Raw genomic sequence first — 24,611 nt, 5'->3', positions numbered from 1 at the left:
GTCGTCACCAGACTGCCCCCACCGCCCCGCATCCATCCACAGCCACCCCGTTTATGACAGCAGTTACACAAAACTGACATTGGAGCTTCACGCAGCGGGCCTAATGCACTCCCTCATATCGCGTTTTGACTATGAGGAAGAGCATGATGTTCGAGCTGAAGAATGTCACCCGTCGTTTCGGCAAGAAGACTGCCGTCGATTCCGTGACACTCGACATTCCTCAGGGCCAGATGGTCGGCATCATCGGTCGGTCCGGCGCCGGCAAGTCGACGCTGCTGCGCATGATCAACCGTTTGCAGGAGCCAAGCTCCGGCTCGATCCATTTCGCCGGCGTTGAAGTCTCGCGCCTGCGCGGCAAGGGTCTGCGCAACTGGCAGCGCGATTGCGCCATGATTTTCCAGCAGTTCAATCTGGTGCCGCGCCTCGACGTGCTGACCAACGTCATCCTCGGCCGCCTCAACCACCGCTCGACGACGATGAGCCTGCTCGGCATATTCACCCGCGAAGAACGCATCCAGGCGATCGCCGCGCTTGAGCGTCTCGGCATCGAGCAGACGGCGCTGCAGATGGCCGGCACGCTTTCGGGTGGCCAGCAGCAGCGCGTGGCGATTGCCCGCGCTTTGATGCAGGCCCCGAAGATGCTGCTCGCCGACGAGCCGATCGCCTCCCTTGACCCGCTCAACGCCAAGATCGTCATGGACGCGCTGCGCGATATCAACGAGCGCGAAGGCATCACCGTCATCACCAACCTGCACACGCTCGACACTGCCCGCAGCTATTGCGAACGCATCGTCGGCATGGCCGGCGGTCGCGTCGTCTTCGATGGCAAGCCGTCGGACCTGACGGCCGATGCCGTCAACGAGATCTACGGCACCGACAAGAATGGCGCCCGCATTGATGAGACCATGACCTCGACCAGCCTCGACAATGTCAAGGGCAAGGAAGATGCCGTTTCCCGTGTGATGGCCGCTTCCGCCAGCATGCGCTGACCAGTTTCCGGCCGGGGGCAAAGCCGGAAGTCCGAAGATCCCCAATATCTCAGAAGTCACTGAAAACGTTACCAAAGGAGACGACCATGTCTGCATTCCGCAAGATCCTGATGGCGACTGTTGCCATCGCTACCGTCGCTTGCCAGGCCTATGCCCAGGACGTCAAAGTCCTGCGCATCGGCCTCGATGGCGGCGAAAACGAAGCTGACCAGGTGCGCCGCACCGAATGCGTCAAGCCGGGCCTGATCGCTGCGACCGGCGTGTCGGAAGTCCAGATCTTCCCGTCGCCGAACTATAACGGCGTCATCCAGGGTCTCCTCGGCGGCACCATCGACCTCGCCATGATGGGCGCTTCGTCCTACGCCTCGATCTACCTCAAGGATCCGGCGGCCGTTACCCCGGTTCTGACCACCAAGCAGGAAGACGGCTCGACCGGCTACTACTCGATCATGGTTGCCCGCAAGGACAGCGGCATCAAGACGCTGGCTGATGCCAAGGGCAAGAAGCTCGGCTTCGCTGATCCGGACTCGACCTCCGGCTACCTCGTGCCGAACGTCACGCTGCCGAAGGATGTCGGCATGCCTGTGAAGCAGTACTTCTCCGAAACCGGCTTCGGCGGCGGCCATGAGAACCTGGTTCTCGGCGTTCTCGACAAGAAGTTCGACGTCGGCACCACCTTCGGCTCCGCCACCGGCGATTGGGCCCAGGGCTACACCTCGGGCAACCTGCACATCATGGTCAGCAAGGGCCTGCTCGACATGGACGATATCGTTCAGGTCTGGAAGTCGCCGCTGATCCCGAACGGTCCGCTGATGGTGTCCAACAAGCTGTCCGACGACATCAAGAAGAAGGTCACCGCCTACTTCGCCGAACTGCCAAAGACCGACAAGGGTTGCTTCGAAAGCTTCACCGGCGGCGGCTACATCGATTGGTCGCCTGTCGACCAGTCCTTCTACCAGACGATCATCGACGCTCGTAAGTCGGTTATCGGCGGTTGATCCGAAAGCCTGAATAACTTCGCGGCGGCATCATCACGATGCCGCCGTTCGTTCAACAAGGATGCTCACCATGGCGCATGTGGCCGAACCCGACCACTTGAGCGGATTGCAGCAAAGCTCCCGCACGATACTTGATCATTACCAGCAGCAGGTCCGGACCCGGCGTATCTACACCGTGATCTCGATCGTGGTCTTTCTGATCGTCCTCGGCGCTTCGCTCGATTTCGCCAACAGCGCCAATTCGGGTAAGTTCTTCGAACGCCTTCCCTACCTCTTCGATTTCATGAAGCATTTCGTGCCGGATAGTCCGATGGAGATCTTCCGTGCGATGTTCGACCTGCCGTCGCCCTATGCCGACGGCTCGATCAAATATGATTACGTCAGCGACCGCGTCTACATCACCGATACTTTCTACATCCCGAATTTCTTCTACCAGCTGGCGATCACCGTCAACGTCGCCATCGTCTCCACCATCATCGGCGCCACCGGCGCCTTCCTGCTCTGCTTCTTCGCCTCAACCAATCTGGTCGGCGCCGGCATGACGCGCTGGGTGGTGCGCCGCATCATGGAAATCCTCCGCGCCTTTCCCGAGATCGTCATTGCCGGCCTGCTTGCCGCTATCCTGTCGATCGGCCCGATCTCGGCGATCATCGCCGTCTCGATCCACACCATCGGCGCACTCGGCAAGCTGTTCTTCGAAGTGGTCGAGAATGCCGACATGAAGCCGGACGAGGGCCTGCGTGCCTCCGGCGCCAGCTGGCTCGAGCGCGTCCGCTTCGCCATCATGCCGCAGGTCATGCCGAATTTCGTCTCCTACACGCTCCTGCGCCTCGAGATCAACGTCCGCGCCTCGACCATCATCGGCGCCGTCGGCGGTGGCGGCATCGGCGAGGTCTTCAGCCTGGCGATCGGTCGCGACCACGCCGCCAAGACCTATGCCATCATCATCCTGCTGTTGATCACCGTCGTCTGCGTCGACCAGCTCTCCGCCTGGCTGCGCCGCCGGATGATCGGCAAGCAATCCTTCGAATTCGGCCGAGGAGCAGCCTGATGTCGTCGCTCACCGTCAACGCCGCCGATCGCCAGCGCCTACTGGAGAGCTATCCCGAAGTCTTCCACCGCAGCTTCATGCAGCGCTGGGGCATCGCTCTGATCTCCGTGCTGGTCATCGTCTACCTCGCGCTTTGCTTCAATTTCTTCAAGGTCATCCCGACCTTCGTCAACGGCAACTGGGATCGTGCCTCGATCTATATCCAGGACTGGTATTCCTGGCGCGCCCAGCCGCGCCTGCGCTTCGTCGATGGCAAGGTCACGCCGCAATGGACGAGCCGTGGCCAGTATCCGAAAGACGCCGCCATCGACTGGTTGCGCCCGACCACGGATGGCGGCTACACCGTCACCTATGGCAGCGATGCCGATCGTCTTGAAGTGACGCCGGAGCGCGTCGATGTTTATATGGGTGGCAAGCTCTACCCGGTCGAGATCAATGCGGATCGCGCCATCATGCCCGCAGGCGCGCCCGCCGCCATGAAGCAGGACGACAGCAAGGTCACGGTCTCCTTCGGTTTCGAGGGCCAGGCCGAAATCCGCTCCACGCAGGTCTATGTCCAGCGCCGTTTCCTCGGCTGGGCCAACTTCCTGTTCGACACCCAGTCGCCCTTCTGGGGCCGCAGCCTTGTCGAGGTCGCCGGCCTGATGATCGCGGGCGACCGCATCGATCCGGCGCAGTCCAACGCCTCGCTGGCGCTCGACAATTTCCTCAACAATGCCAGCTGGCAGCATGGCGACATTCTCTCCAAGCTGATGCAGACACTGGTGATGGCCTTCGTCGGCACGCTGCTCGGCTCGCTCTTCGCCTTCCCGCTGGCCTTCATCGCGGCGCGCAACATCACCCGCAACCGCACCGCCAACTGGGGCGTCAAGCGGCTGTTCGATTTCCTGCGCTCGATCGACATGCTGATCTGGGCACTGTTCTTCACCCGCGCCTTCGGCCCCGGACCCATCCCCGGCATCGCCGCGATCTTCTTCACCGACACCGGCGCGCTCGGCAAGGTCTATGCCGAGGCGCTTGAGAACGTCGATGACAAGCAGCGCGAGGGCGTCAAGTCGGTCGGTGCTGCGCCCGTTGTCGTCCAGCGCTACGGCGTCGTCCCGCAGGTGCTGCCGATCTTCATCTCGCAGTCGCTGTACTTCTGGGAATCCAACACCCGCTCGGCCACCGTCATCGGCGCCGTCGGAGCCGGCGGCATCGGCCTGAAGCTGCTGGAATCGATGAAGACCAACGCCGACTGGGACAAGGTCGCCTACATGGTGCTGCTGATCCTGCTGGTCGTCTTCGTCTTCGACAGCATTTCCAATGCCCTGCGTTCGCGGGTGATGGGCAAAAAGACCCATTGATCGGTCTTGATCATCATCATTCTGTCACGGAAATCTTTTAGCCGGGAGCAAGCTTGCGGTGGGCGGTCAAATCACTGAAGACTGCCACCCACATTCAAAATCATGTCCGGGATACTGGCCTTGCGCTACGCACTCTATTTCACCCCGCCGAAGGATGATCCCCTGAACGCAGCCGCAGCCCTCTGGCTCGGCCGCGACGCCTTCACCGGCGAACTTTACCCGGCTGCCGATTATCCCTCATTGCCCGCCGCGGAACAGTTCGAGCTCACCGCCGAGCCCCGTCGCTATGCCTTCCACGCCACCATCAAGGCGCCGTTCCATCTGGCAGCCTCGGTCACCGAGAAGGACCTGATCCAGGCCGTCGAGGATTTTGCAGCGACGACGCCCGCTTTCGATATCCCCGAACTGGTGCTCGGCCAGCTCGGCAAATTCTTTGCCCTCGTCCCGGGCTCGCTGCATCCGCCGCTACAGCAATTTGCCGCAAGCGTGGTAAAGTCGTTCGAACCGTTCCGCGCCGCCCTTGGTGAAGCCGATATCGCCCGCCGCAATCCGGAGAAGCTGAGCGAAAGCCAACGCGCCAATCTGTCGCGCTGGGGCTATCCCTATGTGATGGATGACTTCGGTTTCCACATGACGCTCACCGGCCAGGTGCCGCCCGAGCGCGCAGACGTGATGAAGGCCATCCTGACCGAGCGTTTCGCCGCCTTCACCGGCCGGCCGCTTGCCGTTTCCGGCCTTGCCGTTTTTGTCGAACAGGCGCGTGGCGCGCCGTTCACAGCCCATTCCTGGTGGCCGCTCGCCGCCGCCAAACTCTGAAAGACCTGATCCGATGACCAAAGAAACCGTCTTCTCCAATGCCCGCATCGTTCTCGAGGATGAGATCGTCGAAGGCTCGGTTCTGGTCCGCGACGGCAAGATCGCCGATATCTCCAGCGGCGGCGCGCATATCGGTGAGGATTGCGAAGGCGATTACCTGATCCCCGGTCTGGTCGAGCTGCACACCGATCACCTCGAAGGCCACTATTCGCCGCGCCCCGGCCTGCGCTGGAACAAGACAGCGGCAATCCAGGCCCACGACGCCCAGATCGTCACCTCGGGTATCACCACCGTGTTCGACTGCCTGCGCATGGGCGCCGATGAGGATGGCGGCTTCGAGCATGGCGAGATGCGCGAGATGGCCGATGCCATCCAGAAGGCCGAGAAGGAAGGGCGCCTGCGCGCCGAGCACCTGCTGCACCTGCGCTGCGAGGTTTCCGCCGACAACGTGCTGCAGCACTTCGCCGATTTCGAAAACGACCCCTATGTCCGCCTCGTCTCGCTGATGGACCACGCGCCGGGCCAGCGCCAGTTCCAGACCATGGACCAGTATATCTTCTACTACCAGAAGAAGCGCGGCCTGACCGACGCCCAGTTCGCCGAGTTCATCGACCGCCGCGTCTCCGAATCCGAGCGAAATTCCACCCCGCACCGCGTCGCCATCGCGAAGGTCTGCGCCGAGCGCGGCATCACCGTCGCCAGCCATGATGACGCAACGCTTGGTCACGTCGACGAAGCCATCGAAAACGGCGTACGTCTCGCCGAATTCCCGACCAGCTTCGATGCCGCCAAGGCCTCGCACGAGCATGGCATGAGCGTGCTGATGGGCGCCCCCAACATCGTCCGCGGCAAGTCGCACTCCGGCAACATCGCCGCCCGCGATCTGGCCGAGCGCGGCGTCCTCGATGTCCTCTCCTCGGATTACGTGCCGCTCAGCCTGCTCTACGCACCGTTCCTGATTGCCGACGAGGTCGAGAGCATCTCGCTGCCGAAGGCAATCGCCATGGTCACGGCGACGCCCGCCCGCACCGTCAGCCTCAACGACCGCGGCCGCATCGCCACGGGCCTGCGCGCCGATCTCGTCCGCGTCTTCCGCGACGAGGGCGTTCCGGTCACCCGCTCCGTCTGGCGCGAAGGGCGCCGGGTCGCATGATCCCCTCGCACGAACCCCACGTCGTTCCCGGCACCGAGCGCGGCATCATGGTCGTCGTCGTCGGCCCAAGCGGTGCCGGCAAGGACACGCTGATGGCGCTGGCGGCACAACATTTCCACGGCCGCCCCGACGTCCATTTCGTCCGCCGCGTCATCACCAGGGATCACGATGCCGGCGGCGAGGACCATCTGGCGGTCTCCGCCCAGGGCTTCGCCTCGATGGAACAGGCCGGCAGCTTCTCCGTCTGGTGGGAAGCCCACGGCCTGAAATACGGCATCCCCGCCGAAGTCTCGGTCGCGCTTGCAGCCGGCAATCTGGTGATCGCCAACGGCTCGCGCTCGGCGCTTCACCATTTTCACGCCGTCTTCCCGCGCCTCAAGGTGATCAACGTCACCGCCCGTGCCGAAGTGCTCGCCACCCGGCTCGAAGCCCGCGGCCGCGAGACCCACGAGGACATCATGGTCAGGCTCGCCCGCGGCCCCCTGACGGTGCGCGGCGATTACGACGTCGTCGACCTCGACAACAGCGATTCGTTGGAAGAAGGCGAACGCCGTATCATCGAGGTGCTCACCGCCTGCCTCGCCGAGGTCGGCTGACACGGAGACACCGGATGCGGCCGATCAGGGTCATCGACTACGACCCGCAATGGCCGCAGCTGTTCGAAGCCGCCAGGGCCGAACTCCTCGCTTTGGCCGCCAACCGCATCCTCGCCATCGACCACATCGGCAGCACTGCCGTCCCCGGCCTGGCCGCCAAGCCGAAGATCGATCTCGACGCCGTACTGCTCTCCGAAGCCGCAGTGACAGACCTCACCCCGCTGCTGCAGACAGCCGGCTACATCCCTCACGGCGATATCAGTGGCGAAGGCCGCTGGACCTTCACCCGCGATCACGCCAGCCACGGCCTGCGCCTCTATCTCTGCACCCAAGGCAACGCCGCCCACCACGATTGCCTCCTGTTCCGCGACTATCTCCGGGCGCATCCGCAACGGGCCGCCGAGTATCAGGCCCTGAAACTGCACCTTGCCGCAGAAGCCAACGGCGATTGGGACCACTACACCGGCGGCAAGAGTGATTTCGTCCGCGAAACGATCGAGCGCGCGACAACCGAAATGGCGCCCTCGCGGGGATAATTTTCTCGCGCGCCAAAAGACTTCGCCGCGATCTCAACGGCTTGCCGGAAACCATCGTCCCCACCCATCCCCAAGGGAATGCGCTGCGCAATACTGATCCCGTCATTGGACAGGGAGCCGGGGTCGCGAACCGGATCTGACACATCGGGCTCGTCTGCCCGGCGTCCGGTGATGGTTGCAAGAGGTGGATCGCCGGCCGTCAGGGCCGAAAATCCATCCGGAAGGGAAGGCCGAGAGACGTTCCTGTCGGCCCGCAAGCTCCGGAAAGCCTTCAGCGATCGGGCAGGTGGCTGCACCTGACACACCAATCTTACCTCTACCGCCGCCTGCCCATTCCCACCCTGATGCCGTCGCGGAGATTTCTCCGGCGCGGCGTTTTGTGCTGCATTCAGCTCTCGTTCCCTCGTTCCCTCGTTGGCGCGATGCGATGGCCCTTGAACGCGCGAACCAGGAGTATTACTCTATCCAGCTAAGGTATTACCGGGAGGCTGACATGGCGACCACCGTGACATCAAAAGGGCAGGTGACGATCCCGAAGGCGGTGCGTGATCTGCTCGGCATCGCCCCCGGCAGCAAGGTGGATTTCCATCGCGCCGCAGACGGCAGCGTGGTGCTGACAAGGGCCGACGAGAAGCGCCCGGAAAGCCGTTTCCAGAAGCTTCGCGGCCACGCCGGAGATGGCCTGGATACGGACGCGATCATGGCGCTGACGCGTGGCGAGTGATGGTGCTGGTCGACACCAACGTCCTGCTTGATCTCGCAACCAACGATCCGATCTGGGCCGACTGGTCGCTGGGCCAGCTCGAAGCGGCCAGCCTTGCCGGACCGTTGCTGATCAATGACATCATCTATGCCGAACTGGCGGTCCGCTACGATCGCATCGAAGACCTCGATGCGTTCATCGACCTGGCGGAATTGACCCGGGCACCGATCCCGCGCGCTGCGCTATTCCTCGCCGGCAAGGCATTCACCCGCTATCGCCACGCCGGCGGTTCGCGCACCGGCGTTCTCCCGGATTTCATCATCGGCGCGCAGGCCGCAGTCCAGAACCTGCCGATCCTGACGCGCGATATCGGTCGGTACCAAACCTATTTCCCGACCGTCGAGTTGATATCGCCGGGGCGATGAGGAGGTAGTGTGCCCTAATTGGCCGCGGCTAAAATTGGCTGGGCCGAGCTGCCGCCTCTTCCAAGGATTCACAACAAGAACACGCCATGGCGACTACCAGTAAAAATGAGCGGCTCAGGTGTTTGCGATTTGCGCTTAGAAAGGGATGTCGTCGTCAAAATCTGATTGAGGCTTAGTTCGTTTCACCGAGTCAAGTCGCGTCAAGAGATTTTCTAGAACGATGCTTTGCTTGTCGGGAGGGAAAGAATTAAGGGTGGAAAGAAAATCCCTAAGTTTCTCGGTTTCAAAGTGTCGATTTGTCCAATACTTAAATGATCCACGAATAAATGCGGACGCAATTTTATTTGGCATCGGGACATGCTCCTCAAGCATCGATTGCCTAAATATTGCCTCAAGCGCTGGGATAATTTTGTCATGGTCCCGCTCGTATTTTGCCGATGGGTCTATGGATGATATCGTATAACAAAGGGCGTTGGCGAAGTTGCGATAAGTCTTGGTCTCTTCATACGAGAAGGATAACTCTTCGAACTGCCCAGCGATCACAGCATTCTTGACCTCAGAAAACGTTCTATAACGTTTGTCTCGGTTTCGCTCACACATGAGCCTTACGAGCTTTAAATATTTAAAGGCCGAGAGGCCTTCCGCAGTTATTATCTGTTCGAATAGTTTGCCGACAAAGTAAACTTCCGTCTGAAAGTCATAGATCGATCGCGTGAATTCGGGCGGAGTTTCGCACCACCAGTTGAGCGTTATACTTTTACCGGCATCCTCAGGGACATCTTCCAACCTCTTACCAAAACCGAAGTCGATTATTTTAGGATTACCAATTTGATCGACAAGGATATTTAACGGTCGAATGTCTCGATGCAGAATATTTTTCTCTTCAAGGTGAGAGAATCCATCGATTATCTTTTCAAATATAGTGTCGAGCATCGATGGATTTCGGCGAGCGAAATCAACTATATTTTCTCCGTCAATGTACTCCATTAATATGTATGCAGTGTGGAATTCCGCATAATCGTAATAGCTGTAGACTCGCACAATGTTCGGATGATTCAATCTGAACAATATGCGCGCTTCATAGTTAAAGCGCTTGAGCAGTTCTGCGAAATTTTCCGGCGATTCACTTTGGGTGAAAAATGGGCTGTATTTCTTCGCGACAAAATAACAGTCCATATTTTCGTCATGGATGAGCACTGTTTCACCGCACGCACCCGCACCTAGACGTTTCAGGGCCTTGTATTTTGTGGGGCGATTAAATTCGATTGTTTTAGGAAGGTGCTTGCTTTCCACGCCTGTTCTCTCGAGTAACTGCTTTGCAGCGTCGGAGTGAACTTATCGCATGTCAGGGTTTCGGCTGGAAGGGGCCGAAAACGCCTACCAACAGAAGACCGAAACTCAAGGTGCTGTTGTATCGATTCGTCGCGCGATTCGATTGCAGCGGGCGCCGCGTACCGGCACCAATTATCTCACCCGACGGCGAGCCACAATCTCATTCCCAGGCGTTGCGGTGGACCTCGGTCACCCGCCGCCCCTGGCCGCAATCCACCACCCGCGAAACATCAATCCCCGTCGCCACGCCCGCTGACGATCTCGCGCTTGCCGACGTGGTTGGCGGCGCCCACCAGCCCTTCCTTCTCCATCCGCTCCACCAGCGAGGCGGCGCGGTTGTAGCCGATGCCGAGGCGACGCTGGATGTAGGAGGTGGAGCACTTCTTGTCGCGCAGCACCACCTTGACGGCCTTGTCGTAGAGGTCGTTGCCGTCTTCGGCGGCCATGTCGCCCTTGTCGAACACGGCGCTGTCTTCCTCGTCGCCCTCTTCCTCTTCATCCGCGGTGACGGTGTCGAGATATTCGGGCCGCCCTTGCGTCTTCAGATGTGCCACCACCTTCTCGACCTCGGCATCCGACACGAACGGTCCGTGCACGCGCGAAATCCGCCCGCCACCCTGCATGTGCAGCATGTCGCCCTGGCCGAGCAGCTGTTCGGCACCCTGTTCGCCGAGAATGGTGCGGCTGTCGATCTTCGACGTCACCTGGAAGGAGATCCGGGTCGGGAAGTTGGCCTTGATCGTGCCGGTGATGACGTCGACCGACGGGCGCTGCGTTGCCATGATCAGGTGGATGCCGGCGGCACGCGCCATCTGCGCCAGACGCTGGATCGCCCCTTCGATTTCCTTGCCGGCGACCATCATCAGGTCGGCCATCTCGTCGACGATGACGACGATGTAAGGCATTGGCGTCAGGTCGAGTTCCTGTTGTTCCTCGACTGGTGCGCCGGTGCTTCTGTCGAAGCCGGTCTGCACCATGATGTGGATGGTCTCGCCCTTGTCGCGCGCCTGCGATACCCGGCCGTTATAGCCGTCGATATTGCGCACGCCGAGCCGCGACATCTTGCGATAGCGCTCTTCCATCTCGCGCACCGCCCACTTCAGCGCCATCACGGCCTTCTTCGGGTCGGTGACGACGGGGGTGAGCAGGTGCGGAATGCCGTCATAGACGGAGAGTTCGAGCATCTTCGGATCGACCATGATCAACCGGCACTGTTCCGGCGACATCCGGTAGAGCAGCGACAGGATCATCGTGTTGATCGCCACCGACTTGCCCGAGCCGGTGGTGCCCGCAACCAGCAGATGCGGCATCTTGGCGAGTTCCGCGATCACAGGCTCTCCGCCGATCGTCTTGCCGAGGCCGAGCGCCAGCTTGAAGCCGCTCTTCTCGAAATCCTGGCTTTCGATCATCTCGCGGAAATAGACTGTTTCGCGCAGCACGTTGGGTAGTTCGATACCGATGACGTTGCGGCCGGGAACCACCGCGACGCGCGCCGACAGCGCCGACATCGAGCGAGCGATATCGTCGGCGAGGCCGATGACACGCGAGGATTTGACACCCGGCGCCGGCTCGAACTCATAAAGGGTCACGACGGGGCCGGGGCGGACGTGAATGATCTCGCCCTTGATGCCGAAATCTTCGAGCACGCTTTCCAGCAGCCCGGCATTCTGCTCCAGGGCTTCCTGCGACATGATCTCGCCGACCCGCTCCGGCGGCTCCTGCAGCAGCGAGTTGGACGGGAATTCATAGCCTGATGCATCGACCTTCGCCGCCACGAACTTGTGCGTGGCCATCCGCGCGGCAGGCGCCAGCGGCGTCACGGCAGCGACCCGCACCGGCACCGGCGCGATCGGCTGCGGAGCGATGGCAACAGGCTGCGCCTGCGGCTGGAGAATGGGCTGGACGATGGGCTGGGCAATCGACTGAGCCTGCGGCTGCGCCACGGCCTGAACCTGTGGCTGGACCTGCGCCGCGCTGGCAGCAGGCTGCGGCCGGGGTGCCGGCACCAGAGGCGGCCGGACCGGCTTGCGCCCGGAGAAGACGGCGGCCTGCGCACGCGGTGCGGCAGCCGGCGGTGAAACGACCACAGGTGCGATGGCAACCGGGGCAGGGGCGGGCGCCGCGTATGGCGTCGCCACCACGGGCTGCTTGCCCGGGCGCCATTCCATGATGCGGAAGCGGCTGATCATCGTGTCAGGTGCTGCCTCGGTCTGCGGCTGCACCAGCTGCGGCAGGGCGCGCGCGATCTCTTCGGCGTCCTCGAACGACATCGCTTCAAAGAAGGCGAAATCCGAGATCGACGACAGCTGCGACGAGGCGCGGAAATGCGTTTCACCCGTTGCGTCAGGCGCGGCGATAGCAACCGGCTCCGGCTGGTAGACGTCGAACGGCACGTTGACGACCACGGGCGCCCGCGGCGCCGCATGGATCGGCTGTGGCACGAAAGCCTGCCGTGGCGGCTGGATCGGGGTCTGCGGCTGGACCTGGCGCGAAGCCTGCGCCTGCGACGAGGCCGGCAGCGGCCGCGATGCCACGAAGCCCTGGCGCGGCTGCGGCGCCACCGAAGCGGTCGGCTGTGCGACGTTCGCCTGCACCGGTTGGGCGGCCTGCACTGGCTGGCTGGGCTGCGCCGGCTGCGCGACCCGCACCGGCTGCACGGATGTCTCCGGCGCCATCACCTGCTCGGGCTCCATCACCCGCTGCTGCACCGGCTCGGCCGGTTGCTTGCGCGGGTGCATCAGGCTTTCCGGCGTGCGGCTGAAGCGCACGTTCGGGGCCAGCGAGAAGTTGCTTTGCCAGATCGGCAGCGGCGGCTTTTCGCCAGCCTGTTCATGCTGCTGTTCGCCGTCGATCTCCGAGGATATTTCCGCGGCATCGGTCAGATTGGTTCTAGGAAAGCGCATACGACAGCTACTCACTCATGATTAGCAACTATTATCCTCTTCCGGCTTAGGAAATGAAGGTTAATAAGTTCCTTCCGATTGCCTCTGTGTGACACAGGCAGTCAGGCATAAGTCGAGCTGTTTCAGTGGCTTACGTGATAAAGAAAATTTTAGCGATTTTTGGACGAAGCGCCTACAGCATCGGCCCGAAAATCGATTCCGATTTTCGGGCCGATGCTGTAGATTTAAAGAGTTAGAGCGTCTTTTGTGCGTCCGCACAAACGCACGGCGCTCTAATGCGCCTCGTCCCAGTTGCTGGCAGCGCGCGCGTCCACCTTCAGCGGAACCCGCATTTCCAGTGAGGGCATGGTGGCGTTTTCCATCACCGAAACAATGGTCGGCATCGCCTTGTCGACGTCCGCGTCCTCGACCTCGAAGATCAGTTCGTCGTGCACCTGCAGCAGCATCCGCACCCGCTCGCCAAGGCCCGTTGCGTCGAGCGCCGGTTCCATCTTGATCATCGCCCGGCGGATCACGTCGGCAGCCGATCCCTGGATCGGCGCGTTGATCGCCGCCCGCTCGTTGAAGGCGCGCACCGACGGGTTGGAGGAGCGGATCTCCGGATAGTTGATTCGCCGTCCGAAGATCGTCTCGACATAGCCCTTGTCGCGGGCCAGCTGCTTGGTACTGTCCATGTAGTCGCGAATGCCGGGGAAGCGTTCGAAATACTTCTTGATGTAGTCGCTGGCTTCCGAGCGCTCGATCGACAGCTGGTTGGCAAGGCCGAAGGCCGAGATGCCGTAGATGATGCCGAAGTTGATCGCCTTGGCGCGGCGGCGCACATCCGACGGCATCCCCTCGACCGGCACGCCGAACATCTCCGAAGCCGTCATCGCGTGAATGTCGATGCCATCGGCGAATGCCTGCGTCAGCTGCGGGATTTCGGCCACATGGGCAAGCACCCGCAACTCGATCTGGCTGTAGTCGGCCGAGATCAGCTTGTGGCCGGGGGTCGAGATGAAGGCGGTGCGGATCTTGCGGCCTTCGGCGGTGCGCACCGGAATGTTCTGTAGGTTCGGTTCCGACGAGGACAGCCGGCCCGTGGTGGTCGATGCCAGCGAGTAGGAAGTGTGCACCCGCTTGGTCTCGGGGTGGATATAGCCGGGCAGCGCGTCGGTATAGGTGGATTTCAGCTTGGTCAGCTGCCGCCAGTCGACGATCTTGCGCGGCAGCTCCAGCCCGACCGCGGCCAGATCCTCCAGCACGCTGGCTGACGTCGACCATTGCCCGGTCTTGGTCTTGGTGCCGCCCGAAAGCCCCATCTTGCCGAACAGAATGTCGCCGAGCTGCTTCGGCGAGCCGATGTTGAAGCGCTCGCCGGCGAGCTTGTAGATCTCGTCCTCGAGCCCCGCCGCACCCTGCGCCAGTTCGCCCGAGAGCCGCGACAGGATCTGCCGGTCAACGGTGATGCCGCGCGCTTCCATATGCGCCAGAACAGGCAGCAAAGGCCGCTCCAGCCGCTCATAGACGGTGGTCAGCTTCTCGGCCGCCAGCCGCGGCTTCAGCACCATCCACAAGCGCAGCGTCACGTCCGCATCCTCGGCCGCATAGCGCGTCGCCCGGTCGATATCGACCAGATCGAAGGTGACATTCGACTTGCCGCTGCCGGCCACGTCCTTGTAGGCGATCGGCTTGTGGTTGAGGAATTTCTCCGACAGCGGATCCATCCCATGCGCGCCGGTGCCGGCATCGAGCACGTAGGAGATCAGCATCGTATCGTCGAAATTCCTGGTCTCGACGCCGTAACGCTTCATCAAGAGGTAGTCGTATTTCAGGTTCTGCGCCACCTTCAGCACCGACTGGTCCTCCAGCAGCGCCTTCAGCCGCGGCAGCGCGTCGCGCATGGCGATCTGGTTCTCGGCCATGCCTCCGCCCAAGAGGTCGCCGACGCCCGTCTTGTGCGCCAGCGGCACATAGGCGGCGTGGATGCTGGTGCCGTTGGGGCTCTTGGCGTTATCGGCCAGCGCCAGCGAGAAGCCGACCAGTTCGGCCTGCATCGCATCCAGCGAGGTGGTTTCGGTGTCGAAGCCGACCAGCCCGGTCTCCCGCGCTTCGGCGATCCATTGGTCCAGCGTCGCCACGTCGCGGATCGTCACATAATGCGAATGGTCGATCGGCAGGTTGGCGAAGGCCTCGGCCCGCGCATTGGCGAAATCGACCGGCGAATAGCTGCCCTCGGGTACTGCGCTATTGGCCCTCGCAGGCACGGCAACAGCCTCGCCGACGATCTCGGGCGTGCCACCGGCAACCGGCGCCGGCTTTTCGACGTCGAGATCAGGACCATGCGCATTCGCACCCCACTCGACGACCACATCGACGGCATCGATCGCATTGGCATCGCAATCGCAGGCATCGGCCACGCGCCGCGTCAGGCTGGTGAACTGCATCGATTTCAGGAAGCCGATCAGCTTTGGCCCGTCCTGCGGCTCCAGCACCAGGCTCTCGACGGCGATATCGAGCGGCACGTCGGTCCTGAGCTTGACGAGTTCGCGCGACAGCCGCGCCTTGTCGGCATTCTCGATGATCGTCTGCCGGCGCTTCTCCTGCTTGATCTCGGTGGCGCGCGAAAGCAGCGTGTCGAGGTCGCCATATTCGGCCAAGAGCGTTGCCGCAGTCTTCGGGCCGATGCCGGGTATCCCCGGCACGTTATCGACGGAATCGCCGGTCATCGCCTGCAGGTCGATCATCTTTTCGGGCGGCACGCCCCACTTCTCGATGACATCGGCGATGCCGATCTGCTTGTCCTTCATGCTGTCGTACATGTGGACGTTATCAGTCACCAGCTGCATCAGGTCCTTGTCCGACGAGACGATGGTGACGTCGGCGCCGAGCGCCTCGGCCTGCCGGGCATAGGTGGCAATGATGTCGTCGGCCTCGAAACCCTCGGTCTCGATGCAGGGAAGGTTGAAGGCGCGTGTCGCCTGGCGGATCAGCCCGAACTGCGGCACCAGCTCTTCCGGCGGTGCCGAGCGGTTGGCCTTGTAGGCGTCGTAGAGATCCTTGCGGAAGGTCTTCGACGAATAGTCGAAAATGACTGCCAGATGCGTCGGCGTCACGCCGACCGAGGTGTCGCGCGCCTCGGTCAGAAGCTTCCACAGCATGTTGCAGAAACCCGACACGGCGCCGACGGGCAATCCGTCCGATTTGCGCGTCAGCGGTGGCAGGGCATGGAAGGCACGGAAGATAAACCCGGAGCCGTCGACAAGGAAAAGATGATCGCCTTTTTTCATGGCGCATGGATAGCGCGGCAGTCCCCGGAGGTCCATATAAAGTTAAGGGGAAGCAAGGTTGCGCACATGCTTCGATGCCTTGAAAAGGCAGCGATACCCTCAATAGCAGCGGCTTGTTTCGCGCTCTCTCAGCCCATACATTGTGGCTGCGTTCAAAGAGGGCTGGCCGACCGCGTCAGCGAACTGGAGCGCCTCGCCGGACGGCTGCCGCCTCCCGCTGCGTAATCGCGTCGCCGCCATCACTGGACTGTTACCAAAATGTAATAGTCAATTCTTTTCTTTCCCTTGAAAAGCCACATTCGGAACTACAAATAAATATCACCGACGATGACTTCTGGTCGCGTCGAGGGTCTGATTGCCGGCTCGTCCCCCGCCGCATTGGACTTGGACAAAGGCCTCATCCCCTCTCCGGGCCTTTGTCCCCAATTTGAAGCCGCCATAGCCGGACCTCCAGGCTATGGCGGCTTTGTTTTTCTGCACTATCTCAAGCCTTGTGACTGCGGATGCTTCGTCTGTTGGGAAGATGGATACCCTTCGGCGCAGGCAGAATGCAGCAGGGGACGCAGTGCTTGCTCTGGTTGTGCGCAGACTGCGAAATCCTCATGAATGCGGATGAATTGTTTTTGATGCATCGCATACGATTTGTGCATTGCTCGGGGCGGAGTTTTGCGCCTAGTTTGCAACATGGGATCGGATCGAATGGACTCTGGCGCCTATCTTGCCAGTCAGCTGGCCAAGGGCTTTGCCCGCTCGCTGCAACAGCGCGCGGCAACGCTGGGTTTTTCGCCGGGCCAGTTCCCGGTTCTCCTCGAATTGTGGGCCGATGATGGACTGACGCAGAAGCAGCTGCTGGCTCGTGTCGATATCGAGCAGGCAACGATGGCGAATACCTTGTCGCGCATGGAGCGCGATGGTTTGATCGAGCGGCGGCCGCACCCGACCGACAAGCGCGCCCAGCTGGTGTTCCTGACACCCCGCGCCAAGACCATGGAAAACGACGCCGTATCAGCCGCACGCGAGGCCGACCTCGCGCTGTTCGACGGTTTCAAGACCTTCGAGCGGGAACTGACGCTGGAATATATTCGCCGGCTGCTGGAGAATGCCAAGAAGTTGTAAGCGCCCAGCCAGCCCTCCCAAACTATTTTAAAACTGTCACACCAGCGAAGCACAGCTGGCTTAGAGGCAAGCGCAAAGCGATAGGAATTGCGCATGCCGAGAAGTGGACGAATGAACGTGTATGGGACGGCCCTCTCGAGGCCGTGCATTTTCACGGAGAACGAGATCGGCGGCACCATCCGCGGATGCCCGCGCTTCCTGGCGCTGGTGGCGGGCAACGCCAATCTTCGGCTCTTCGATACTTCCAGCGGCCGCTCGGGACCGATCGCCCTTCATCGTATCGACCGCAGGGGAAAAGCCCTGTTCCGGTGGCTGTAGCAAACGCCGGTGGTCTTCGAAGCAAGAAAGACGTCAATTCGCGGTATCTAAAGCAACAACTGCGCCAAATCGGCAAATGACGGGTTGAGTTGGCCTCCGGCAATGGGCTATCTGGTGCGAACCTCAAGCATCTCCAGTGCGAACCTCACGCATCTCCAGTGCAAACAACAAGGCCCATCCCGGCATGATCCCAGATTTCCTCGTCACCCATTCCGGTGGCTTCCATGCCGACGAGCTGCTCTCCAGCGTCATCCTCACCCGGCTGTTTCCCGACGCGCGCATCGTCCGCAGCCGCTCGCCGGAATGGATCACGCCTGGTGCAGACCGTATCATCTACGATGTCGGCGGCGCTTATGATGCCGCAGCGCAGATCTTCGACCATCATCAGCGTGGCGCGCCGTTGCGCGACGATGAGCAGCCATACAGCTCGTTCGGATTGATCTGGAAGCACTACGGCCGCGACTATCTGGCCGCCAGCAACCTGCCCGAAGACAATATCGAGCTGGTACATGCCTCATTCGACCTGAGCTTCGTGCTGCCGATCGATCTGATGGACAATGGCGCGCTCAGCCCGTCCGGGCCATTGGCAGGCCTGACGCTGCCGGCACTGCTGGAAGCGCTGAAGCCGGTTTTCGACGAGACCGACCCCGAGGCCGACGATCGCGCTTTCCACGTCGCCCTTGCCATCGCCCGCAGCTTCGTCGAGGCGCGGATCGCCAAGAGCGCCGCAAAATTGCGTGCCGAGGCGCTCGTTCACCAGGCGATCGTCGATGCCGGCGAAAACCGTGTTCTCGAGCTGCCGATGGGAATGCCGTTCCGCCCGGCTGTCGTCAAGGCCGGTGCCGATCACCTGCTCTTTGTCGTCCACCCGCGTGACAAGGATTGGTGCCTGACCACGATCCGTCGCGACGATGAAGGTTTTGCGGTCCGCGCCGATCTCCCCGCCGCCTGGGCAGGCCTCACCAATGGCGATCTGGAAGCGGCTTCCGGCGTCAAGGGCGCCAGCTTCTGTCACAACGGCCGCTTCGTTGCCGCCGCCAAGACCCGTGAAGCAGCACTCGCCATGGCCGAGATCGCCGTAACGGAAGCCACCAGCGCCTGAGCCGGATGGCGGTGGCTCGATAGGCGTAGCGAGGCCTTGTCTCGCCAGCGCCGGTTGATCCCGCGCGTCGGCTGCACGCCGGGACGATCCGGCCTGTCGGCACGCTTGATGTTTCCCCACGCGTGAAGACCTTTTCCATGATACGCTTGCGCCGGCTCCGCAACACGCTGCGGATCTGGCTGCCGGCCGGCAGGCGTTACGCTGAGACTGCGCTCGGGTGCGCCCGGGCAATGTCGTTGGCGCCGAAGCTGGCGGGTCAGGCGGTTTTGGCCCGCGCGATTTAGACCAGCGACATTTAGACCGGCGAAATCTGTAAATGCCATTTTGGGAGGATGACATGACGACATTGTTCGTAAGGCATGAAGTGTCCGACTACGCCACCTGGCGCAAGACTTACGATGCATTCGCCCCCGTCCAGAAAGCCAATGGCGTGATCGCCGATGCCGTCTACAGGGCTGCCGACAATCCCAACGATGTGACCGTGACCCACGAGTTCGCCACGCTGGAAGCGGCCCAGGCTTTCGGCCAGCTCGAAGAGCTGAGAACGGCGATGCGCACCGGTGGCGTGCTTGGCGCCCCCAAAGTCTGGCTCACCGACAAGGCATAGGAATAGTCCCCAGCAGATGTCTGCCACCGGCGGAATGTGGCCCTGGCGGTCAATGCTCGTCGGCCACCTGACCTATCGCGATTGGCAGCTTGCGCATTGTCGGTATAAGCATGCGCCGACAGACATGCGGGGCATGCGCCCCTGAGATACACGCGCAACCCGCGCGCAAACGGAGTGGAAGATTGGCCGTCGCCTTCACCAAGGAAGAGAGTTTCGAGACTGCCTCGGAAACCCTGCTGCCCGACCGCCCGATTTCGGAGCATCCGAACCTGGTGACGGAAGCCGGGCTGAAGGCGTTGGAGCTGCAGCTGCAGCAGGCCCGCGCCGCCTATGATGCGACGACCGGCATCGAAGACGTCAACGAACGTCGCCGCCAGGGCGCAAACCCCTTGCGCGACCTTCGCTATTTCGCCGCTAGGGTTCACACCGCTCAACTTGTCCCGGCTCCCGTCTCATCCGACATTGTCGCCTTCGGCAGCACCGTTACCTTCAGCCGCGACGACGGCCGCATCCAGACCTATCGCATCGTCGGCGAAGACGAAGCCGACCCGAAGACCGGCTCGATTTCCTTCGTCTCGCCTGTGGCCCGCTATCTGATGGGCAGGGCCGTCGGCGACGTGATCGACGCCGGCGACAGGGAACTGGAAATCATCGCTATCGCCTGAGGTCGCTCCGCGCTTCAAGCGCCCTTCGGCTTCTGCTTGCCGCGCGCCGCCGTGTTCAGCGCCACCGCTTCCAGGATGAGCGCGGCAAGCGCCGACTCCTCGATCGTATCACCCTCATGAAGGTCGATCGCCCGCCGCGTGTTGCCCTCCAGGCTGGCATTGAACAGGCCGGCTGGATCATCGAGGGATGCACCCTTGGCAAAGGTCAGCTTGACAACGGCCTTGTAGGTCTCGCCGGTGCAGAGAATGCCGTCATGCTCCCACACAGGCACCCCGCGCCATTTCCATTCCTCGGTCACCTCAGGGTCGGCCCGCCGGATCACCGCCCGCGCCCGCGCCAGCATCGCGCCTCGCCAGTCGCTGAGCTCCGTGATCCGTGCATCGATCCGCTGCGACGGAGACGCTTCTCCCTCAGCCGCATTGCCCGTCATGTTTTCCATGCGGTCCTCTCTCTCATCACAATCGCAGTGGCCAGCCGTTCACATCCGCTCGCCGGACAACTGGCTTGGCTGTGTGATCCAGCGCATCGCCTGGGCCCATTCGTTCTGTGTTCAAGTTAGGAAATCCCGCGGGCAGGGGAAGGGCATGCTCAACGGCTGTTCGCACCGCCCTGACCTACTTCCCTTTCGGTATCGCCGGCTGATAGCGCAGCACCGTGCTTCTGTTGTCCTCCTGCGCTGAGAGATAGCTTTCCCGCGCCGCCATCTTGACGCTGGGCTCGATGTCGGGCTTGCCGAGCAGGAGGCCCTGCAGCTGTTCGCAGCCTTCGTTGGTGACGATCTGCCGTTGCAGTTCGGTCTCCACGCCCTCGGTCACCACCTGGATGCCGAGGCTGTGGCCGAGGCCGATGATGGCGCGCACGATCGAGCGGGCCGCCGCATCGTGTTCGAGAATGCCGGTAAAGCTGCGATCGACCTTGATCTTGTCGAACGGTAGCGCCCTGAGGTTGGAGAGCGACGAGAAGCCGGTGCCGAAATCGTCCATGACGATCCGCACCCCAAGCTCGTGCAGCCGCATCAGCGTCGAGATCGTCGCTCTCCGGTCGCGCATGAACGCCGCCTCGGTGATCTCAAGTTCCAGCCGCTGCGGGACCAGCCCGGTTTCATCGAGAATGGCCGCCACCCGGTCGTAGAGGTTGGGCAGCATGAACTGCACCGGCGAGACGTTGACCGCGATCGTCAGCGGCTGCGGCCAGCGCGCGGCCTCGGTGCAGGCCTGGCGCAGAACCCACTCGCCGAGCTGCACGATGACGCCGCTCTCCTCGGCGATCTTGATGAATACCTCGGGTTCGCTTGTGCCATGCCCTGGCCGGTTCCAGCGCATCAGTGCCTCATAGCCGCTGATGCTGCCGGTGCGGCTGTCGAGGATCGGCTGGTAGTGTGCATAGAGCTGGTTGCGGGTGATTGCGTGGCGCAACTCGTTCTCGATCTCGCGCCGCGCCTTCACCGCCGCATCCATCTCCGCATCGAAGAAGCAGGCGGTGCCGCGGCCGGCATGCTTGGCGCGGTAAAGTGCGGTATCGGCATTGACGCACAAAAGTTCGCCGGCCTGCCCGTCTGCGGGGTAGACGGCAATGCCGAGGCTGACGCCGACGGCGGTCGGGTCGCGGGCGACATCCATTTCGGCAGCCACGCCGGCGAGGATCGCGTCCGCCAGGCTGCGGGCACCATCCGGCTGCGGCTTGCCGCTCTGGATGATGGCGAATTCGTCGCCGCCGAGCCGCGCGATGGTGGCGCTGTCGTCGGCGACGCGTTGCAGGATCGAAGAAACCTTGCAAAGGATACGGTCGCCTTCGGCATGGCCGAACAGGTCGTTGACGGCCTTGAACCGATCGAGATCGATATAGAACACCGCAACCTGCCCGCGCTTGCGCTGCGCAACCTGGATCGCCTGGCGCAGGCGGGTGTCGAACAGCGAGCGGTTCGGCAAACCCGTCAGCACGTCATGCTGTGCCAGGTGCTCGATCATCTGTTCGGCCCGCTTGCGCTCGGTGAGATCGCGCACGGCGAGCACCTCGCAGGCCCGGCCGCGATAGATCATCCTGCGCACCATCACCTCGACCGGCAATTCCGTCTCGGTGCGGGTGGTCAGCAGCGTCTCGTGGTTGATGGCGGCCGTCATGCCGCTCGCAGGCAGCAGCAGGAAATCCGGCTGCTTGCCGCGCAATTCGCCGAGTTGCCATCCCGACATCTCCTGCAGCCGCTCGTTGGCGTCGAGGATCGTGCCCTCGCACAGCACCAGCAGCCCCTCCATCGTCGCATTCGCCAGACCCTTGAGATCCGTCAGGTGGCTCGACAGGAACACGGCACCGAGCGCGATCAGGATCAGCGAGGTCGAAATGCCCATGACGATGGCTGCCAGCGTCTTCGGCTCGACGATAGCCGCCGTCACCTGCCGGCCGGGTTCCGGCACCAGCGTGATGAAGCTCATCGAGATGAAATGGATGGCCGCAATACCCAGCACCATCGCGGTTGCCGAAAGCAGCAGGCGTTTCGCGCCGGAAAGCGTCTGGAAGAAGAAGAACGCCAGGCTGGCCAGCACGGCGCCGATCGCAAGCGCGATCAGTGTTGCCGTCGGGCTGAACAGCACGTCGACCTGGCCTTCGACGGCCTGCATGCCGGTCAGGTGCATGGCGGTGATGCCGAGCGCCATCAGCACGCCGCCATGCGCGAAGGCATATTGGCTGCTGCCCTCGGTGGCAACCAGCAGCGCCAGCCACGACACGACGATCGCGAGCACAACCGAGAGTGCGGTCAGCCCCATGTCATAGGCAATCGAAAAGCCGCCGTCATAGGCCAGCATGGCGATAAAATGGGTGGCCCAGATGCCGACACCGCAGGCAAAGGCCGAGGCCATGATCCAGTTGCGCCGCTGCGCGCGGTCGCACTGCTGGGCCCGGAAAAACAGCAGCATGGCGGTGAGGTTGCCGATGAAACAGACCACCACGGCGGCGATGATCAACCGCCAGTCATGATTGTCACGAATACAGGCGATCACGGTAAACATCTGCCACCTCCAGCGCGAATTTTCGAAGGTTATCAAGCATCTCCTTAAATAACCGTAAATTGCATCTGGTGTGGAGTTGCGTCCTGAGGCGTGCGTCCCGCGGCCTTTCTTTTGAATGCCCCTGCGTCGTTTTTCGCCTCGAAAGCGATCTGCCTTTGGTCTATCGTCCGGCAAATTTCAAAAGAGAGATTTCAAAAGGGAGTCGGAAATGCCTGACCTGATGCCGGTCCTCGCGCGTGCGGACCAGAACCTGCCATCGAGCCTCGACAAGCTGTTCGACCTGCTGCGGATCAAGTCGATCTCGACCGATCCGGCCTACAAGGGCGATTGCCGCAAGGCCGCCGTCTGGCTGGTCGAGTATCTCCAGAGCCTCGGCTTCGACGCCTCCGTCCGCGACACACCCGGCCACCCGATGGTCGTCGCCCATCACGCGGGCGCCAACCCCTCCGCGCCGCATGTGCTGTTCTACGGCCACTATGACGTGCAGCCGGTCGATCCGATCGAGCTCTGGGACAACGATCCCTTCGAGCCGTCGATAAAGGACGCTGCCGATGGCCGCAAGATCCTGACCGGCCGCGGCACCGCCGATGACAAGGGCCAGCTGATGACCTTCGTCGAGGCCTGCCGCGCCTACAAGGACATCAACGGCGCGCTCCCCTGCCGCATCACCATCCTGTTCGAGGGAGAGGAGGAATCCGGCTCACCATCGCTAAAGCCGTTCCTTGAGGCCAATGCCGCCGAGCTGAAGGCCGATTATGCGCTGGTCTGCGATACCAGCATGTGGGACCGCGACACGCCGGCAATCGCAGCCGCGCTGCGCGGCCTGGTCGGCGAGGAAGTCGTCATCACCGCTGCCGACCGCGACCTGCACTCCGGCCTGTTCGGCGGTGCTGCCGCCAACCCGATCCATATTCTGACCTCGGTGCTCGCTGGTCTGCACGACGACACCGGCCGGATCACGCTGGATGGCTTCTATGACGGTGTCGAGGAAACGCCTGAGAACATCAAGGCCTCCTGGGAAACGCTCGGCCTGACCACCGAAGGCTTCCTCGGCGACGTCGGCCTGTCGGTTCCATCCGGTGAAAAGGGCCGCTCGGTGCTGGAGCTCACCTGGGCCCGCCCGACCGCAGAGGTCAACGGCATCTGGGGCGGCTATACCGGCGAAGGTTTCAAGACGGTGATTGCCGCCAAGGCCTCCGCCAAGGTCTCCTTCCGTCTCGTCGGCACCCAGGACCCTGCCGCCATCCGCGACAGCTTCCGCGCTTACGTCAGATCGAAGATCCCGGCCGATTGCTCGGTCGAGTTCCATCCGCATGGCGGCTCGCCGGCCATCCACCTGTCCTACGATTCGCCGGTGCTGACCAAGGCGAAGACGGCGCTCTCCGACGAATGGCCGAAGCCCGCGGTCGTCATCGGCATGGGCGGCTCGATTCCGATCGTCGGCGATTTCCAGAAGATGCTCGGCATGGAATCGCTGCTGGTCGGCTTCGGCCTTGCCGACGACCGCATCCATTCGCCCAACGAGAAATACGAGCTGACGTCCTATCACAAGGGCATCCGCTCCTGGATCCGCATCATGGAAGCGCTGGCTGCCTGAGCGGATGAAATGAAAAAGGCGCACCGACGAAAATCGGGGCGCCAGATGAACAAAAAGGCCGGGTTAAAACCGGCCTTTCGTCA

Annotated in this window: 20 protein-coding genes; 15 read left to right on the top strand and 5 right to left on the bottom strand. The window is 62.2% G+C overall.

What is annotated here, in order from left to right; translation table 11 throughout:
- Nucleotides 1-146 precede the first annotated feature (146 nt).
- The 10 genes from phnC (at nucleotide 147) to GVL52_RS12355 (ending at nucleotide 8,613) form a co-directional block, all read left to right on the top strand.
- The gene (phnC, locus tag GVL52_RS12400) at nucleotides 147-989 is read left to right on the top strand and encodes a phosphonate ABC transporter ATP-binding protein (RefSeq protein WP_160007404.1); all 843 of its coding nucleotides are present in this window, start codon (nucleotides 147-149) and stop codon (nucleotides 987-989) included.
- 86 nt (nucleotides 990-1,075) lie between these two features.
- A complete protein-coding gene (gene phnD, locus GVL52_RS12395) occupies nucleotides 1,076-1,987 on the top strand; it encodes a phosphonate ABC transporter substrate-binding protein (protein WP_160007402.1) in 912 nt (303 codons plus the stop codon).
- A 70-nt stretch (nucleotides 1,988-2,057) separates the two neighbouring features.
- Complete coding sequence (phnE, locus tag GVL52_RS12390) at nucleotides 2,058-3,038, top strand: phosphonate ABC transporter, permease protein PhnE (protein ID WP_160007400.1); 981 nt, start codon at nucleotides 2,058-2,060, stop codon at nucleotides 3,036-3,038.
- Nucleotides 3,038-4,384 carry a phosphonate ABC transporter, permease protein PhnE gene (gene phnE, locus GVL52_RS12385; RefSeq protein ID WP_160007398.1) on the top strand — a complete coding sequence of 449 codons (1,347 nt, stop codon included), beginning with the start codon at nucleotides 3,038-3,040 and terminating at the stop codon, nucleotides 4,382-4,384. The genes phnE (GVL52_RS12390) and phnE (GVL52_RS12385) overlap by 1 nt, the downstream gene beginning before the upstream one ends.
- Before the next feature lie 120 nt (nucleotides 4,385-4,504).
- Nucleotides 4,505-5,200, top strand: coding sequence for a DUF1045 domain-containing protein (locus GVL52_RS12380; protein WP_160007396.1), 696 nt, complete (start codon nucleotides 4,505-4,507; stop codon nucleotides 5,198-5,200).
- A 13-nt stretch (nucleotides 5,201-5,213) separates the two neighbouring features.
- On the top strand, nucleotides 5,214-6,353 hold the full coding sequence (locus GVL52_RS12375; protein WP_160007394.1) for an alpha-D-ribose 1-methylphosphonate 5-triphosphate diphosphatase: 1,140 nt from the start codon (nucleotides 5,214-5,216) through the stop codon (nucleotides 6,351-6,353).
- Nucleotides 6,350-6,949 carry a phosphonate metabolism protein/1,5-bisphosphokinase (PRPP-forming) PhnN gene (gene phnN / locus GVL52_RS12370; RefSeq protein WP_160007392.1) on the top strand — a complete coding sequence of 200 codons (600 nt, stop codon included), beginning with the start codon at nucleotides 6,350-6,352 and terminating at the stop codon, nucleotides 6,947-6,949. Before GVL52_RS12375 ends, phnN begins: the two co-directional genes overlap by 4 nt.
- Nucleotides 6,950-6,963: 14 nt before the next feature.
- Entirely contained in the window at nucleotides 6,964-7,485 is a 522-nt protein-coding gene (locus tag GVL52_RS12365; RefSeq protein ID WP_160007390.1) for a GrpB family protein, read from the top strand.
- 493 nt (nucleotides 7,486-7,978) lie between these two features.
- Nucleotides 7,979-8,209 (top strand): AbrB/MazE/SpoVT family DNA-binding domain-containing protein, encoded by a 231-nt coding sequence (locus tag GVL52_RS12360; RefSeq protein ID WP_160007388.1) that lies wholly within the window; start codon nucleotides 7,979-7,981, stop codon nucleotides 8,207-8,209.
- Entirely contained in the window at nucleotides 8,209-8,613 is a 405-nt protein-coding gene (locus GVL52_RS12355; RefSeq protein WP_160007386.1) for a type II toxin-antitoxin system VapC family toxin, read from the top strand. The genes GVL52_RS12360 and GVL52_RS12355 overlap by 1 nt, the downstream gene beginning before the upstream one ends.
- Nucleotides 8,614-8,748: 135 nt before the next feature.
- On the opposite strand, the gene GVL52_RS12350 is transcribed toward GVL52_RS12355, so the two are convergent.
- The 3 genes from GVL52_RS12350 to polA form a co-directional block, all read right to left on the bottom strand.
- Complete coding sequence (locus GVL52_RS12350; RefSeq protein ID WP_160007384.1) at nucleotides 8,749-9,906, bottom strand: protein kinase; 1,158 nt, start codon at nucleotides 9,904-9,906, stop codon at nucleotides 8,749-8,751.
- A 269-nt stretch (nucleotides 9,907-10,175) separates the two neighbouring features.
- Nucleotides 10,176-12,848, bottom strand: coding sequence for a DNA translocase FtsK (locus GVL52_RS12345; protein ID WP_244619157.1), 2,673 nt, complete (start codon nucleotides 12,846-12,848; stop codon nucleotides 10,176-10,178).
- Between the two features lie 272 nt (nucleotides 12,849-13,120).
- Nucleotides 13,121-16,117, bottom strand: a complete 2,997-nt coding sequence (gene polA, locus GVL52_RS12335; protein ID WP_160007382.1) for a DNA polymerase I — start codon at nucleotides 16,115-16,117, stop codon at nucleotides 13,121-13,123.
- A 699-nt stretch (nucleotides 16,118-16,816) separates the two neighbouring features.
- On the opposite strand from polA, the gene GVL52_RS12330 reads away from it, so the two are divergent.
- From GVL52_RS12330 to greA, 4 genes are all read left to right on the top strand, one after another.
- Nucleotides 16,817-17,233 (top strand): MarR family winged helix-turn-helix transcriptional regulator, encoded by a 417-nt coding sequence (locus tag GVL52_RS12330; RefSeq protein ID WP_160007380.1) that lies wholly within the window; start codon nucleotides 16,817-16,819, stop codon nucleotides 17,231-17,233.
- 502 nt (nucleotides 17,234-17,735) lie between these two features.
- Nucleotides 17,736-18,653, top strand: a complete 918-nt coding sequence (locus tag GVL52_RS12325) for an MYG1 family protein (protein WP_160007378.1) — start codon at nucleotides 17,736-17,738, stop codon at nucleotides 18,651-18,653.
- Between the two features lie 337 nt (nucleotides 18,654-18,990).
- Nucleotides 18,991-19,260 (top strand): antibiotic biosynthesis monooxygenase, encoded by a 270-nt coding sequence (locus tag GVL52_RS12320; protein ID WP_160007376.1) that lies wholly within the window; start codon nucleotides 18,991-18,993, stop codon nucleotides 19,258-19,260.
- A 182-nt stretch (nucleotides 19,261-19,442) separates the two neighbouring features.
- Nucleotides 19,443-19,925 carry a transcription elongation factor GreA gene (gene greA, locus GVL52_RS12315; protein WP_160007374.1) on the top strand — a complete coding sequence of 161 codons (483 nt, stop codon included), beginning with the start codon at nucleotides 19,443-19,445 and terminating at the stop codon, nucleotides 19,923-19,925.
- A gap of 14 nt (nucleotides 19,926-19,939) precedes the next feature.
- On the opposite strand, the gene GVL52_RS12310 is transcribed toward greA, so the two are convergent.
- Entirely contained in the window at nucleotides 19,940-20,356 is a 417-nt protein-coding gene (locus tag GVL52_RS12310) for a DUF1801 domain-containing protein (protein ID WP_200847809.1), read from the bottom strand.
- Nucleotides 20,357-20,540: 184 nt separating this feature from the next.
- Nucleotides 20,541-22,931, bottom strand: a complete 2,391-nt coding sequence (locus GVL52_RS12305) for an EAL domain-containing protein (protein WP_160007370.1) — start codon at nucleotides 22,929-22,931, stop codon at nucleotides 20,541-20,543.
- Nucleotides 22,932-23,139: 208 nt separating this feature from the next.
- Between GVL52_RS12305 and GVL52_RS12300 the strand changes: the two genes are divergently transcribed.
- Nucleotides 23,140-24,528 (top strand): M20/M25/M40 family metallo-hydrolase, encoded by a 1,389-nt coding sequence (locus GVL52_RS12300; RefSeq protein WP_160007368.1) that lies wholly within the window; start codon nucleotides 23,140-23,142, stop codon nucleotides 24,526-24,528.
- Nucleotides 24,529-24,611: the final 83 nt, after the last annotated feature.

This window comes from Rhizobium sp. 18055 (assembly GCF_902706285.1).
Taxonomy (GTDB): domain Bacteria; phylum Pseudomonadota; class Alphaproteobacteria; order Rhizobiales; family Rhizobiaceae; genus Rhizobium.
This window is presented reverse-complemented; position numbering and strand designations above follow the sequence as displayed.